The organism is Spirochaetota bacterium, assembly GCA_038043445.1.
Classification (GTDB): Bacteria; Spirochaetota; Brachyspiria; order Brachyspirales; family JACRPF01; genus JBBTBY01.
In genome coordinates this window covers 43880-59468 of sequence record JBBTBY010000022.1, presented here as the reverse complement: position 1 = coordinate 59468, position 15589 = coordinate 43880, and the positions used below count along the sequence as shown (strand labels likewise).

At 55.5% G+C, this 15589-nt stretch carries 11 protein-coding genes; 3 read left to right on the top strand and 8 right to left on the bottom strand.

The window, feature by feature from the left end; genetic code table 11:
- The 4 genes from AABZ39_03480 to AABZ39_03465 all read right to left on the bottom strand — a co-directional run.
- On the bottom strand, positions 1–2891 hold a 2891-nt coding region (locus tag AABZ39_03480; GenBank protein MEK6793810.1), incomplete at its 3' end, for a LamG-like jellyroll fold domain-containing protein.
- A gap of 26 nt (positions 2892–2917) precedes the next feature.
- Entirely contained in the window at positions 2918–4165 is a 1248-nt protein-coding gene (locus AABZ39_03475) for an FAD-dependent oxidoreductase (protein MEK6793809.1), read from the bottom strand.
- Between the two features lie 16 nt (positions 4166–4181).
- Complete coding sequence (locus tag AABZ39_03470; protein MEK6793808.1) at positions 4182–6878, bottom strand: right-handed parallel beta-helix repeat-containing protein; 2697 nt, start codon at positions 6876–6878, stop codon at positions 4182–4184.
- 14 nt (positions 6879–6892) lie between these two features.
- Complete coding sequence (locus AABZ39_03465; GenBank protein ID MEK6793807.1) at positions 6893–7891, bottom strand: LacI family DNA-binding transcriptional regulator; 999 nt, start codon at positions 7889–7891, stop codon at positions 6893–6895.
- Positions 7892–8019: 128 nt separating this feature from the next.
- Here AABZ39_03465 and AABZ39_03460 point away from each other — a divergent pair, with 128 nt between their 5' ends.
- The gene (locus tag AABZ39_03460) at positions 8020–9864 is read left to right on the top strand and encodes an ABC transporter ATP-binding protein (GenBank protein MEK6793806.1); all 1845 of its coding nucleotides are present in this window, start codon (positions 8020–8022) and stop codon (positions 9862–9864) included.
- Here AABZ39_03460 and AABZ39_03455 read toward each other — a convergent pair.
- The 4 genes from AABZ39_03455 to AABZ39_03440 all read right to left on the bottom strand — a co-directional run bounded on the left by AABZ39_03455 (position 9836) and on the right by AABZ39_03440 (position 13596).
- Entirely contained in the window at positions 9836–10660 is an 825-nt protein-coding gene (locus AABZ39_03455; GenBank protein MEK6793805.1) for a lysophospholipid acyltransferase family protein, read from the bottom strand. The genes AABZ39_03460 and AABZ39_03455 overlap by 29 nt on opposite strands.
- Positions 10657–11880, bottom strand: a complete 1224-nt coding sequence (locus AABZ39_03450; protein MEK6793804.1) for a glycosyltransferase — start codon at positions 11878–11880, stop codon at positions 10657–10659. Before AABZ39_03450 ends, AABZ39_03455 begins: the two co-directional genes overlap by 4 nt.
- 158 nt (positions 11881–12038) lie before the next feature.
- Positions 12039–12836, bottom strand: coding sequence for a helix-turn-helix transcriptional regulator (locus AABZ39_03445; protein ID MEK6793803.1), 798 nt, complete (start codon positions 12834–12836; stop codon positions 12039–12041).
- A complete protein-coding gene (locus AABZ39_03440) occupies positions 12823–13596 on the bottom strand; it encodes a hypothetical protein (protein MEK6793802.1) in 774 nt (257 codons plus the stop codon). Before AABZ39_03440 ends, AABZ39_03445 begins: the two co-directional genes overlap by 14 nt.
- A 173-nt stretch (positions 13597–13769) precedes the next feature.
- Between AABZ39_03440 and flgA the strand changes: the two genes are divergently transcribed.
- Together flgA and AABZ39_03430 are read left to right on the top strand one after the other, a co-directional pair.
- Positions 13770–14783, top strand: a complete 1014-nt coding sequence (flgA, locus tag AABZ39_03435) for a flagellar basal body P-ring formation chaperone FlgA (protein MEK6793801.1) — start codon at positions 13770–13772, stop codon at positions 14781–14783.
- A gap of 5 nt (positions 14784–14788) precedes the next feature.
- The gene (locus AABZ39_03430) at positions 14789–15583 is read left to right on the top strand and encodes an ATP-binding protein (GenBank protein ID MEK6793800.1); all 795 of its coding nucleotides are present in this window, start codon (positions 14789–14791) and stop codon (positions 15581–15583) included.
- Positions 15584–15589 lie beyond the last annotated feature (6 nt).

The window sequence follows — 15589 nt, the reverse complement described above, 5'->3', positions numbered from 1 at the left end:
CTGTTTTTCGCGTCCTCTTCGCTCACGGTGAAATTCGCTTCCGGTGTACAGCCGTTGCAGGAGAACCCCGGCGTCGTGCCGAGCGGTACATCCTCAAAATCGAGCGAGAAGTCGGCAGGCTTCTCGCGGACGGGGGCGAGCATCATGCGGTATACCGGCATCTCGGAGACGAACACGCTTGCGGCGATATCACGGTATGCAGCTTCAAGCCCCGCATCGAACGCGAATGGTTTGAAGCCGAGCGCTATCGCGGGTGATGACGGCTTCAGGCGATAGTCATCGTTCGCAGCGTCGATGAACTGCGGATCGATAACGCGCGATGCGGTATCCTGTCCTGCCGCCTGCCATTCGGCGAATGTCTTGTCCTTGAACTGCATGGTCTTCCCGGCGAAATTCCAGTACACATTCGATCGGCAGTCAAAGACGGAGCGATCCCATGCCTCATCGATCATGTTCTCACCATCGCACCAGGCGATATTGTTCACGAATATATTGTCCTTAGAGAACGCTTTCTTGTAGCAGCGTATGTACGGCGCGTGATTGCCGGTCACCGGCCCGGAGATATTGTTGCGGATGATGTTCTGTGCGCCGCCGTTCATGTTAAAGCCGTGCGTGCCGATGCGGAACGAGAGATTGTTCTCCACGAGCATTTCCGCCGATCCCTCGTCGAGATAGAGCCCGAGCTGCCAGTACTCCTTGGCGAACGGGCTTTTCACATTATCGCGGAGAATATTGCCGCGTATCACGGTGCCCGGCTGGCGTCCGAGCGTGTATATGCTCGCGCCGTCGGCGACGAGGGTGAGCACATTGCTGATATGGTTGTGCGCAATGATGTTCGATGCGCATGATGTCGGGCTGTCACTCCATGACCATCCGACCGCGATCCCTGAGTATGCGCAGTTCCATATCTTGTTATGCGTTATCTCGGTACCGCGGGTTATCCCCGCCCACACCGCGTTCGCCGAAAAGAACATAATGCCCGTGTCGAATATCGCGCAATTGTTCACGATATTCCCAACGGGGAGTTCCGGCGCATCCGCCTTGCTGTTCATGCGTATATCGCCCACTTTCACGCCGCCGCCGCCGAGGTCGTATAGCCTGCAGCCGACGACGCGGTTATCCGCGCATCCCATGCCGATACCGATGCCGTAATTACCGGTCTGTGAAACGGTGCTCCGAATGAATGTGATGTTCTTTGCGCCAGTGAGCTCGATAGCCGCGGGGAGATCGGGATGTCCCTGCGATCCGCCGTAGCCCTCGCGCGGGAGCGGCGTTTCGCTGTGCGAGAACGTCACGTTGCTGAACATGATATGCGATACGAATTTTCCGTTCGAGTAGTCTCCCTTACATGCAACGACGGTATTAAGATACGGCGCAATCACTTTCACCGACGTGAGCGTTTCCCCGTCGTACGGGAGATACGCCATCCTGCCTTTACCGCGATCGAGATACCATTCGCCCGGTTCATCAAGTTCTTCCTTCACGTTCTCGATGAAGTACGGCTGCAGTCCCCCCTGATCGACGGCGAATGTCGGCATGCCGGTGAACGTGACGATGTTCTTCTTCATGTCCACGCTCTCGATGCGAAGGCGCGAAGAGCTCCACACATGGAGAATGGCGACTTCCACATCGGCGATGTTCTGCCAGTCCTTGATATCGCCGGGGGCGAAAACAAAATCGATCTGCGCTGCGCGGTGGGGTGCTGCTTTTCTCCGCGCAGAGTACGTAAGCCCGTCGACACGTTTCATCCCGATATGCGGACGGAATCGGCGTTCGAGCGGCTTGCCGCCCGCGGACACAAAAAGCTGGCGGAAATACCATTTCCCTTCCTTCACATCCGGGATGTCGATGACCCATGCACGTTTACCCGCTATCGCCGCCTCCTTGAAACCCGTAAGCATGCGTCCGCCGCTTATGACCGCCGTTTCATTCGGTGCCGAACGCCATATCACCGGTGCGTTCGCCGTGCCGCTGTCCTCCGGTGTAAAGAGGAGTGTTTCCGTCTGAAAATACATACCACCCTGCAATTCAACGACCGCAGGCGCATCGCCCTTTTTCGGTGCTGTGCGGAAAGCATCGCGCGCTTTCTGCGCTGTTGCGAACGGCTTTTCTTTCGTCCCGGGATTCGCATCGGAACCGGTGGGCGATACGTAGAATATCCCCGCAGTGGTATCGACGGGTACAGCCGCGGATCCGTCCATCGCTGCTGCGATCTCGCTGTCGGACAATGCGCGTGTGAAGAACTGCATCTCATCCATGCGCCCTTTGAAGAATCCCGGCTTTGTCGCCGATTCCGGATCGCCGCCCCAGGCATCCATGCCGATCCATATCCCTTCCTGATTGAAAGCAAGCGGCACGTTCACCGCATGTGTCTTGACGAGCGATCCGTTGATATAGAGCCGTACCGCTTTGGCGCTTTCTATGACCGCAGCGCAATGCGTCCATGTGCCGGGGTTGATCTGTGTCTTGTCCGAATTGCAGATGTACGACCATTTTCCGCTTTTATCGCATGCTTCGAAGACAAGGAGCTTTCCGCGTATCGTGAGTGCCATGCTCGTTGCATTGTTCGAGGTCCGTTTTACCACGAGCGGACGCCTGCCGGTGACCGAATCCGGATTGACCCAGAGCATGACGGTGAACGAATCGCGATTGAAGACGGCCTGTTCGCCTGGGGCAAGTGCAATGACGGCGTGTGCGGATGTGCCCTCAAAGGAGAGGGCCTTGCCGAATTTTCCTTCGGCAAGCGTTACTCCGTTCGCTTTCGTTACAAATGCCCCGATGCTCGAGCGCACCTTGATCGATGTCCCTGACACTTCATCACCGGTCCAGTGGATATCCGCCGCGCACAGTACCATTCCCGAACAGACTATTACTGCGATGAATGCTTTCATACTACCCTCCCTATGTTTCACTATTGCTAACGGGAATATCCCCGATGTTCCATCTCTGCGGTGACCGTTCCGACATCGACTGCACGAAGTGAACGCGCGCCCTTTGCCACCTGCTGAGCGGCAATAGCGGCCGCTTCGCCCATGGCGAAACAATCGGCGATGATGCGGTAACTTGCGAGCGCCTCGTGTTCGCCCCCGATGCATCTGCCGACGACCATGAGATTCTCTATGCCGCGCGGCAGGAGCGATCGGTACGGGATATGATACGGCGTAACCTTTTCAACGATGATGCACGGTTCCGCTTCCGTGCATTTATGTATATCGATCGGCTGGGTTACTGTGAAGAGCCCGTCATCGAAACGCGCGCCGCGCACCGTGTCATCCTTCGTTACGGTGTAATCGCAGGTGATGCGCCTACTCTCGCGTATGCCGGGCAGCGGCATGAACGGGCCGAACTCGATGTCGCGCATGGACGTCGTCTTTTTTAGCGCGTTGAAAACATCGACCGCCTGCGCGCGCAGTGCGATAAGCGCATCCGATATCCCCTCGGCTGAAACGGGGTCATACCCGCACACATGCATGGTGCCGTTCGTCATCGTGCTTTTCGTGCCGGTCTGGTTCTTCCACGTGCCGTGCACATACGGAAGCATGAAATCGGGTGACGTGTCGCGCACTTCTTTCGCAATGTCCTCCATCGATATCGTGCCTGCAGTATAATTGATGAACGTATGGCTGAGCGATATCGCCTGCATGGCGCCGTCCTTCGCGCGCCCCTTGGTGAATTTCGCTCCTGCCTGCGCCGCCGCATCGCCATCGCCGGTTGCATCGATGACGACGCGTGCTTTTACGGCGATGCGCCCTTCCTTCGTTTCTATAAAAACGCCGGAAACCGTTCCGTCGTTCTGTATCACGTTCGCCACCGTTGCGCGGTAAAGTACCCGTACGTTCGCCGCGGCAAGGAATGTGTCGAGATACGGCGTTACACGGAATTGATCGTAATTGCACATGGTCTTATTCCGCACCATGACGCCGTCGCGCTCGAGCAGCTCGAAGAATTCGCGCGTAAAGCCGCCCTTGTTCGTGAAATCGTTCGACCAGCCGAGCTGCGTAACGAGCCCGCCCGGCGCGCATGATTGTTCCACCATCACGGTGCGAAGGCCCATGCGTCCGGCGCACACCGCCGCGGCGACGCCTGCCGTTCCGCCGCCGGCTACGACGACATCGACGTCGTATTTCACCGGGACGTCGCGCTCAGGTTCTTTCACATATGTCATTGCATCGCTCCTCGTATCATTCGATGGACATCTTCAGATTGTCGAAATACGCACTGCCGTCCTTAATCAATCCTGCGGTGATCCCTGCCCAGGACACCGATCTGAAATGAGCGTGCAGGAACGGGAATGACTTGTTCAACTCACCGCCGTCGTACTTGAGCAGAAGTGAAAATTCGCCGCTGCCGATGGTGAATGCAATCTCCACATGCACCCATGTCCCCGGGCGAATGTCCGCCACTTTTGTGTCGCATACGAGCACACCCCCGTCGGCATTGCAGTCAAGCCGCGGCCCTGTCTCATCCACGGAGCCTTTCCCGCGCACTTCGAAGCGATAACTGATCGGCTCATCGGGGCTGATCATCGCATCGAATGACGCGCGGAACACCCCGCGTTCGATATTCCTGTACGCGACGAAAAAATGCGGATTATATGATTTTGAAATATCCTTGCGGTCTATGCATTTGAGCGAGCGTCTCCCGCCGAATGCCGCCTCTTCGCTGACCATGAAGGTAGCCGCCCCTTCCTTTCGTATCGTGAGGTCGGCAGGTTCCGTCCCCGCGGGCATCGATTCGAAATCGAGGTCAATGCGTGGGCGGCGCGACGGTGAATTCGGGTCTTCAACAGGCAGACGCGAGCGAACGGTGAATCTTTTCGCGAGCGAGCGCCACGTCTCATCGCCGTACACGCCTGCTTTTCTAATCTCATCATCGAACGGCACGAAACCGAGCTTTATTGCAGCGGAGGATGTATCGACGGTGAAATCGAATTTTTTCGGATCGCGGCAGCCGGGGTCAGTGATGAGTGAATCGTGCTCGTAGCCGAGCTTCTGGAATTCCGCGAGAGAATATCGCGAGAAGAAGCGCATGTTTGCGTCGCCGTTTATATTCCAGTAGATGTTCTTTGACAGCTCCGGCGGCATCGGACCTGCCTCCCACGACTCGCCGATGGCTGTGGTATTCGATGCGATAAAGATATTGTTCGACGCGGCGAAATGATTGAGCCCGTTCCTGAGTATCGCTCCGCGCCAGATGAAGCCGTTGCGGGTGAATGCACCGATATTGTTGCGGAACACATTGTTCGATCCGCGGTTCTGGAAATACGACGACCAGTCGATATTGTACGCGATATTGTTCTCCACAACGGCAGCGCGCGACTGCTCGTCGAGATAATAGCCTGCGAAACCTGCGTGTATGAACGGATACGCTACCGTATCGTGTGTAATGTTGTGATGCACCCACGTGTCGAGTGGACCGAATTGATAATACCCCGCCGCATCGCCGTGATAGCCAAGGCCGAGATAATGCATGTAATTGTATGCTATCTCATGACCGCCGGAATGATCCTCTCCCTTGTACGTCCACCGCGCATCGGAGGCTATCGCATCCCAGTGCACATCGAATATTTCGTTATGGGTGATCTTCGAGTACGAGGCGAAGCGATTGAGTATCCCGTAGCAGCCGTGCCATATCGTTCCGAGGCGATGCACGATGCTGTTATCGACAATATTCGATTGTACGCGTATGAGTTCCTTTTTTTTCGACTGCTCAAGCATCTGCAGAGTCTTGAGATCGGTGATCCCTATTTGTATACCGCCGGCACCCATGTCCCAGATATGACAGCGGACGATGGTGTTCTCCTGACACCCGGTGTCGAGCTCCATCGCATATTCGCCGAGATGCGCTATCTCGCAGTTGGAGAATATCGAGCGGCGCATATTTTTGGCATAGATAGCTGCGCTCAGGAACATATGTCCCTGCCGGTACACGCCGTTATGCTTTTCCATATCGCCGTCGGTGTGAGCGAACATGAGATCGCGGAATTCCAGATGCGCGACGGGCTTTGCTGCATCGGATGAAACGATCTCCATGATGGTCGTCATGAGTTTCGGCGCGATCACCTCTGCTTTCGACATATCCTCAGTCGCTTCCGGATAATAATAGAGCGTGCCTGACTTCCGGTCGAGATACCATTCTCCGGGCGTGTCGAGCGCTTCGAATACGTTCGCCACGTAGTACCTGAAATTCTTCTCCCAGAAATCAACGGGGCGACCGTGCGTGCTCTCAAATTTTACGATGCCCTTCTCTGTGTCAACGGACGCTATCGCATGAATCGTCGGTGTCCATGAGCCGATGAGAACGATGTCCGCATCGGCAAGATTCCTCCACTGCGCGTCGATATCCCCGGGGTAGAACACGAACGCTTTGTTGGATGCTTCCCCGTATGCGCGTCCTTTGGCGCGAAGCATCACCTGGTCCTCATTGGGCTTGCGCGCGCGTGTTTTCCCCACACCGTTCACGTACAATGAATTGAAAAACCATTTTCCGGAAGCAACATCGGGTACGGATATCTCATAGAACGGTTTGCCCGCGATCTTCTTCCATGTCCCGGTGATCGGCATGCCGCCGCTTACGACGGCGCGTTCTCCCGCAAGCGATCGATACACTACCGGCGCGTTCTCAGAGCCGGCATCTTCCGCCGTGAACACGAGTTTTTCAAGAAGACGATAGGTGCCCCCGGAAAGCCATACGGTTACCGCCTCGCTCCGATTCTTATGCTTTTCGGCGCGTGCTGCCGTCTGCGCGCGCACAATCCCGGCGAACGGTTTTTCCCGCGTGCCGGGGTTAGCATCGCTGCCGGTCGGTGCAACGAAGATATCGGCGGCGAACGCCGCTGCGGATGCGATGGTGATGAACACGATCAGTTCTTTTTTCATGCCGCTGCTCCGTTTCACATTGTTGCCCCTTCGAAAATATGGGATGCAAGTTCTATCGTTTTCGGGCGGGGCGTTGTCTCGAAGAACGATATTATCGCATCGATCATTTCCTTTGTTCTCACGCCGACGCGGCTTACCTCGGGGAAATACACACGTTCCGCGTACATGGCGCCATCCATGAGGAATCCGATATCCTCGGGTATACGGATGCCGACGGCGCACATGCGGCGATAGAGCAGTTCGCAGTACGTCGAAAGTCCGAGTATGACATCCGATGAACGCACGATGCGGCGTATCATATCATCGGTGATGCTGTTGTACAATGAGCGGGCCATATCATAGGTATAGAGCTGACGGTCGACGGCCGCTATCGATGTGCAGCTGAACGTGATCGCGAGGAATTCCTTCGCGATGCGTTCGTAGATATCCTGACGGTGCTTCTGCACATCGGTCGCGTACAGGAATACGCCGGTCACCCGCCGCCGGCCCTTTTCTGCGCAGTAGGAGAACGTGGTGCGTGCCGCCGCTTCCTCGTCGCGGAGAAGATAGTGCCGGTGCTTCGACGGTATGCGGTAATTGATCTGCAGTGTCGGGATATGCGCCGCGAGCGATTCTATCTCATTGTACTTCTCATTCCCGAGGACGATAAGCCCCGCATAGAGCGAGCTGTCGATGTTCTTGAGAATATGCCCCTTGGTCACGTGCGAGTAGAAGTGGAAGGAGAGCGTCCTGCCCTCGCGGCTCAACACATCCTGAAGACCCGCTATGATCTCCTGATAGTAGGGGTAATAGATCATTTCCTGATCCTCTGCGCAGATGATGACGGCAAGCCGCTTAAGCCCCCGGCGCATGTTCGACGCGAGTATGTTCCCGCGGTACCCGAGCGTCCGCGCGGTCCTGAGGATGGCGCGGCGTGTTTTTTCCGACGCCCGCGATGTATTATTGTCCCGAAGCACGGTAGCCACCGTGGTGTAATGCACGCCGACGCGGCGCGCGATATCCTTGACTGTCACCGATTCCCTGTGCATGTGTTAGTCTAACGTTAGACTAAATGAGTATACGCCATCCGGGCTGCTTTTGTCAAGGCGCATCCCGCCAAAACTTCTATTGACACGCTCGGGGTGTAGGATATAGTTTCCGTATGGATCTCGAAAAAATAAGCCGTATATTCCGTTCGATGGCGCGTGCGGCAAAACTCGTATTCGACGCGTCACCCGCCCTTGCACTTCTTGCGCTTGTCACGAACATGGTCATCGGTCTCGTGCCGCTCGTAACCGTCTATTCGACGAAGCTCTTCATCGATCATATCATGCTCCTCGTGAACAACCCGCAGGGGATACGCTCCCTTGCCGACCTTGTTCCCTATCTTATCGTGCTCTCCGCCGCCTGGTTCACCGGGCGATGGCTGGATGCGGCGAATAATCTTCTCACCGCGCTCATTCGTTCCCGCGTCGATATACACTGCAATTTCCTCATCATGCGCAAATGTGCCTCGTTCGATATGGCGTTCTTCGAGAACCCGGAGCATTTCGACATACTGCAGAACGCGCAGCGCGGCGCCTCATCGAGCGCATGGTCGATACTGCAGTACCTCATCAGCATTGTCCGGCAGACGCTCACGCTCACGTCATTCCTGTTCGTGCTGTTCAGGCTCCACTGGGCGGCCGTCATCCTCGTGGTGGTGATAACCCTTCCCCAGGCGTTCCTCGGCGGATATTTCGCGCGCCTGCGCTGGAAGATGCAGCGCGACCGTACGCCTGATGAACGTCTGCGCTGGTATTACTCCCATATACTTACCGACCGCGGTATTGCCAAAGAGATACGCACCCTCGGGCTTGCCGAGCTCTTTCTCGGCCGCTATCAGGAAAGCGCCACCCGCTTCTGGAAACAGGAGACCGAGCTCAGTATACGCGAACGCCTCGTCGATTCCGCGTTCACGCTCATCGAGGTCGCGGGCTCGGCACTCGTGTGGGCGTACATAGCCATGCGTGTCATATCGCATACGCTCACCATCGGTGATATCGTCCTCTTCACGAGCGCCGTGGAAAGCTGCCGCGGTAATGCGCGCGGTATATTCACTTCAGGCGGGAATATCTACGGGCAAAGTCTTTTCCTCGATAACCTCTATGCGCTCCTCGACATCACCAATGAAAAAATAGGCGGTGCGCTCCGCGGACCGAAGGGGAAGCCGCGATGGGGAACGCTCATCGCTCCTGAAACGCTCGTGAAGGGCGTTGAATTCCGCAACGTCTCGTTCCGTTATCCGGGAAGCGAACGTATGGTGTTCTCGAACCTCAACTTCCGTCTGCTCCCGGGGCAATCGACCGCACTTGTCGGGAAGAACGGCGCAGGAAAAACGTCGCTCGTGAAACTGCTTGCGCGGCTATACGACCCTGCCGAGGGCGTCATCCTTCTCGAAGGGAAAGACCTCCGTACCTACAGCATCGAAAGCGTTCGGAAATTCTTTTCCGTCGTATTCCAGGATTATGTCCGCTACAGCCTCACCCTGCGCGAGAACATCGCCCTCGGCGATCTATCGCACGCGGACGACAGCGCGCGTATCGAACATGCCGCATCGCATGCGGGCATCGCCTCGCTCGTAGGGCGCCTGCCGAAGGGATATGATACCTGGCTCGGGCGGCTCTTCGGCACAACGGGGAATTCGGCCGACCTTTCCGGCGGGGAATGGCAGAAGATAGCGCTCGCTCGCGGCTATATGCGCCAAAGCCCGGCACTTGTGCTCGATGAGCCGACCGCATCGCTCGATGTGTTCGCCGAGGCGGAGATCTTCAAGGGATTATCGCATGTCTCCGAGGGGAGGATGACCGTCATCGTGTCGCATCGCTTTTCCACCGTGCGCACCGTGGACAATATACTCGTCTTCGATGAGGGGCGCATCGTGGAAGCGGGGAGTCATGATCGTCTCATGAAGAAGAAAGGCGTGTATGCATCGATGTTCACTGCGCAGGCATCGCAGTATCGCTGACGGTATTGGTGCTTAAGGACGGAGCCACTTCGTCCTTGTGATATGCCGCAAGCGTACCTTCCATCCATCGAGCAGCCTTTTCCATCATGGCATCGAGCTCTTCTTTGGGGAAAGCACCGTCGGGACGGAGCGGCGGCGGGCATATCGGTTCGCCGAACACCTGACGTATCCGCGGGCGATGCTTCTTCTCAACACCGTTCTTCTCGCGTTTCGTGAGAACATAGACCATCGGCAGTATCGGCGCCTGATGCATGTATGACATGTAGAATGCACCGGGTTTGAATTTGAATATCTCCTGGCTCATATAGCAGAGATCCCCCTCGGGGAGAACCAATATGCTATGCCTTCTCCTGAGCGCTTCGCCGACCGAATTAGCTATCATCTTGAATCCGAGGGAATGGTTCGGAATGGGAAAAGCCCTGAGGAGGCGCAGTATCCGCCGGACTATGGGAACCTCGAAATTCCTCTGGGCTACCGAGGTATAGAGATGCCGCGGGAAGAACGTATAGCTCGCGAATACCGTATCGAAGTAGTGGCAGTGATTGGAAATGACTACGCATCCTTTTTTCTTGAGTATGCGCAGATTCTCCCTGCCGCTCACCGTGAGCCCGAAGTAGAGAGCGCTCAGTGTCGCGAGCACATAACAAAATAGAAAACACGGCAGTACAAGAAGCTCGAACCACCAGTCGAAATAGATGTAGGTGAACTTCTGCGCAAAGTCAATCTTCATCTTGTTGTTCTTTACGACGAAGAGCTTTTCTTTCGGTATCGAGCGCCGCTGGCTGTTGTCTTTCATCGCCCCTTTTTCCCGCCCCGTGTCGTATGGTGGAATTGCTGTGTACCCGCTTCCGGGGCAAGTACGCCGGCCCCGCCGCTGTTCGGAAGCTGCTTTGCATATTTGCTTGTCCGCAGGACTTCCGCGTACATCGCTTCCATCTCATCAAGACATTTTTCGAAGCGATACTTTTCCGCCATTTCCAGTGCTTTTTTCCGCGAGGTCTTAAGCTCACCACGGTGCTCATACCAATAGTCGATCTTCGCGGCGAGGCTGTCCGCATCATCGAACGTAAAGATGAAGCGTTTGTCAAGTGCGAATTGCGGCGCAGCGCTGTACCTGGAATCGCCGATAAGGCAGGGAAGCCCGCAGCCGATGGCCTCGAGGCAGGAAAGGCTCTCGAGCTCCACCATGGAAGCGTGGACGTACAGATCGGCAGTGTTCAGATACTCAAGCTTCTCTTCATGCGTTACATACTGAACGAACGGTTTTACCGGGAGTTCCGCGCCGTTCTTGATCAGTGTTTCAGACATCTCTCCCTTGCCGCAGAGCAAGAGCTGTATCTTGTCGGCGTATTTCGAGCGCTTCACTCCTTCGACCAGGAGCGTTTGCCTTTTTTCAAGCGCATGGCGGCCGACATTCATGAGCACAAGCTTATCGCCGAACCATTTCGGGCGGGCGTGTTTCTTTGCGGCATAATCCGCCGGTATGCCGTTGGACACCACTTTCAGTGTTTTCCTGCAACCGCTTTTCCTCAGATGATCGGCCGCGAACTGCGACGGGCATTGCGTGAGGGGCACCCGATTAAAAAGGAAAAAGTTGAAAAGCTTCCCGATCACGAATTCAAAGAACCTGCTTTCTTTGCCCATGGCCCCGAGAATGTTCTGCGGCTGCACGTGGTAGGCGCCGATGACGTTTTTCTTCATTGATCTCGCGATCTTGGCAGCGCCGTGCCCGAGAAAGAACGGGAACTGTATCTGGACCAGATCAACATCTGAAAATGCTTTTCTAAGGACATTTTTATCGGCGAGGCCGAACTGAAAGTCCATGTTCGCCTGCGATTCCTCGGTGCCGGGCATGTAAAATCCCTTCACCGGGAAAAAGTTCTTTTTTTCAAGGGATTTTGTCGCGACAATATTGAATTCATGCCCTCGCTTTTTGAGCCCTTCGACCAGGCGCATCGTGGCGACGCATCCGCCGTTCCCCTTATTATACGCATCAACAACCATTGCGATCTTCATGATTTCTTCCTCGGAATTCCGTTCCATTTGACCGGCATTCCCATGAGATGATTTTATACCTATTCCATGCTATGCCGGCCATGGTATCTGATTCTGAAAAGTGGACAATACCCCAAAGGGGGTAGTTTTCATCTATCCCTGATGGGGTAGGACATTCCTCACTGCTTCTCGTCGGGTGAGAAATCGAGGAATTTCGTGATGATCTTGAGGCGGGTGTTCACACCCATTTTTTTATAGATATTCTTCGTATGCGTTTTGATCGTGCCGGCGGCTATCGGAAAGCGAGCGGCGATCTCCTTCGTCGAGTATCCGGTGAGTATCTCCTCGACGATCTGCTCTTCGCGAGGGGTGAGATTGAAGCTCGCGAAGAATCGCTTCTTCTCCTTCGGGGAGATGGCCGACAATCTGTTCTCGCGGCGCACTTCCATGAAATAGTACACCGAATAGATGTAGAGGAATGTGACGCCGGCGGCGAATATGAGCGCCTCGGGACGGAACGGATCACGGACGATAAGGTTCCAGTAGAGCGCATGCCCGCAATAGGCGATGCCGGGCGTCAGGAGCGAGAGCACACGCATCCACCGCTTATTATTGTGATACATGCGTACGATGAGGAATGAAATGCTCGGCGCTATCCAGATGAACGAGGTGAACGTCCTTGAAAAAACAAGGAGCAGTATCGGTATCACGATGAACGATGTCGTCGCATTGAAGAAATACGCTGCATGCGCTACCCGATGCGACGCACCGAGCGCCTTCACGATAGCCAGCGGGATAAGGAATGTGACAAGTCCGAACGCTGCGATCGATGCCGGGAACCATGCCGGGTACATGAGTTGGTCGTTCAGCCCGGGAAAAAAATGGAACAGGAGCAGGCTCAAAATAGAAAGGAAGAGCGCGGCAAAGAGCGTGCGAAAACGGAAATTCTTGTGTATGCTTTCTTCAATGCTGAACACGGTCGGCATCCTTGCCGGCACTTGCAGGAAGTACCGGCATGAGCGAATCAGCTATCGTCGTCCCCGTAAGCTCGGTACGCGTCCAGCCGATGAACGGGAGATAGAGCTCGAGCAGTATGGGTATATCGACGCGCGTCATAACGGTCACCCGCTGCGAGAGGAAGCCCGACCGCATGGATAATTCGTATATCTCCTCTTTCTTCCCGCCGATAAATTTCGTGTAGTTGGTTACGAACGAAAAATCGGCTGGATAGACATCGATGCTGTCCAGATCAAGAAAGCGCAGTGTTGCGTTCGTGCGTTCCGGCCCGATCTTATCGGCATACCGTCCGCCGGTCAGATAATCGTATGCATCGGCGTTCACCACCCGTGTTTCAGTGGATGTGCCGCGTATGATATGAATGACGACATTGGAACCGAAATTCGTCGCGTACATATCGTATTCATATCCCGGGAATGTGGTACGCGATACATTGCTGTAGGTGACGAGCATGTGTTTCTTATCGAGCGTGAAATATGATGTGCGGTCCAGCGTGAAGGTGAGGAACAATATCGGCATAACGGCATTTATCTTCACGATATAATCAGCCTCGCCCCCCGGGCGATGGGTGATGCGCACATGGTTGGAACCGATAATGCTGCCATTATATGCGATCTTCATCCGATATTCTTCGCCCGTACCGAAGGCGGACATACCGGTGAAAAGCAGCACGGCAGGCACCGCGAGACGACTGAAGATCAAGGCGAGCTGACGATACATACGGCCGTTTCTCCTCATCAACAGGGTGCGCCAGTATACCCCGATTGGATATATCGTCAATACCGGGGCATGCCGATTATGATGTTCTTCCATAATAAGGCCGCAGAAAAAGCGCTTAAGCTGCCGGTGTGCAGGCCGATAATCGACAGTGTAGTCGTTCTCGGAGGGTAGTTATGCGTCGGCTTTGCCTTATCATCATTCTCACGATAATACCAGCATACGTTTTTGCGCTCACGCTCACGCTCAGGCAGCATATCTCCGTTTCCGGCGATGTCAGACTTCTCGATGCATTCCATTCCGACGGCGACATCGCGAACCCGGTGCTCATGCCGAGGCCGACGACAACGACGACGGTAACACTTGCATTCCTGCTTGCACAGGTCAATCGCGAGCTTTCCGGCATCGACCTTGATGCGGTCGGGTCCCGTATCGTGATCTCACCCGGTGCATCACGAGCCTCAGGGTCCGAGACGCCGCCCGCAGCAGCTTCCGCCGCACCCCGCAGCATATCGACAGGAACGGATATGCCGACGCGTGACGATGCGAACACAACAGATACCGATCCCTGGAGAGCATTCGTTGCCGATAAACTCCTCGATGCTATCGTCCCGGGTGGCGCGAAGAAAAGCGAGTTCCGCGTCAAATTCCTCTATAAGCTCCCCGTGATAACGATGCGCAACGATAATACGCTCTCGTTCGTGTTCGGTCAGGGAAAAATGGTCGGCACACAGCGCATACGTGTGGACGTGCTTTCGCGCGACGGCAAACGCGAGAACTGGTTCGAAACGCTCGTGGAAGTGTATACCGTCAAGACCGTGCTCACGGCAAAGGCGTATATCGATAAGAACACGGCGATGACGAGCGACCTCTGCGAGGCCAGGGAATATCGCTCTGACCGCATACCGGCGGACAGCGTGACCGATGCGGCCGAGCTTGCAAATCGCATGACGAAGTATTATATTAAACGTGATAATATCGTGCGCCGCTTCCACCTCGCAGATACGATCGCGGTGCACAAAGGGGATACGGTTGACGTGCACATGAACGACGGCGCGATAATGCTTTCCGTGAAAGCGACCGCGCTCGCCGACGCCGGCGAGAACATGCGCGTGAAGCTCATGAACCCGACGACGAAACGCGAGTTCGCCGGCATCGTGCGAAAGGGCATCGTCTACGTCAGCAGATAGTCCGCATGAAAGATGTTCTCATCATCGAGGATGAATCGTTCGCCGGCAACCTCCTCGCACCGCTCAAGGCTGCGGGGTTCGTCGCCGTAGAGAAGAACGACCCGCGCGAAGCGGTGCATGAACTTGAAAAGAACCGCTACGCCGTCATCATAGCCGATGTGAACCGCATATCCGAGCTTTCCGATTTCTGGCGGGAGAAGCTCGTTGAGGCGGCGCATGTGCCCATCGTGCTTACCTGTGACGTATCGCGCATCGAGGATACGCTTTTTCCCATAAAGCAGAATGTGTACGACCTCATCGTCAAGCCTTACGATTTCGACGAGGTCAAGCGCGTCGTTGCCGCGGCGCGCGATATCTATCTCAAGCGCGAACAGAAAAAGGACATCTTCCCCTACCTCACCGCGAGCTTCAGTTTCGACTTCCCCTCGCGCGTGAAGAGCGTGGGGCTTTTCTCCACCTATGCGGCGGATATGTTCGCCCTCCACGGCCTCGGGCGTGCCGGGAGCGGTTTCTCCGTCGCCTGCGAAGAGGCCATGATGAACGCGCACTTGCACGGCAATAAAAGCGATGAAAAGAACCACATACGCGCGAACATCGCCATCGATGCGGTGCGCGTAACGGTGACGATAGAGGATGACGGTGAAGGTTTTCAATACGCCTCACGCGCGGCGGACGAACGGAAAGCGCCGGATATCTATCGCGGGAGCGGTCGGGGCATCGCCCTCATCGAGATGTACACCGACGAATACCGCTATGAGAACGGCGGGCGGCGCATCGTATTGATAAAAAACAGGAAGTGAGCTAGA

Coding starts and splice junctions, on each gene's coding strand:
- AABZ39_03475 (MEK6793809.1), bottom strand. CDS start 4,165: ATGACATATGTGAAAGAACCTGAGCGCGACGTCCCGGTGAAATACGAC.
- AABZ39_03470 (MEK6793808.1), bottom strand. CDS start 6,878: ATGAAAAAAGAACTGATCGTGTTCATCACCATCGCATCCGCAGCGGCG.
- AABZ39_03460 (MEK6793806.1), top strand. CDS start 8,020: ATGGATCTCGAAAAAATAAGCCGTATATTCCGTTCGATGGCGCGTGCG.
- AABZ39_03455 (MEK6793805.1), bottom strand. CDS start 10,660: ATGAAAGACAACAGCCAGCGGCGCTCGATACCGAAAGAAAAGCTCTTC.
- AABZ39_03450 (MEK6793804.1), bottom strand. CDS start 11,880: ATGAAGATCGCAATGGTTGTTGATGCGTATAATAAGGGGAACGGCGGA.
- AABZ39_03440 (MEK6793802.1), bottom strand. CDS start 13,596: ATGTATCGTCAGCTCGCCTTGATCTTCAGTCGTCTCGCGGTGCCTGCC.
- flgA (MEK6793801.1), top strand. CDS start 13,770: ATGCGTCGGCTTTGCCTTATCATCATTCTCACGATAATACCAGCATAC.
- AABZ39_03430 (MEK6793800.1), top strand. CDS start 14,789: ATGAAAGATGTTCTCATCATCGAGGATGAATCGTTCGCCGGCAACCTC.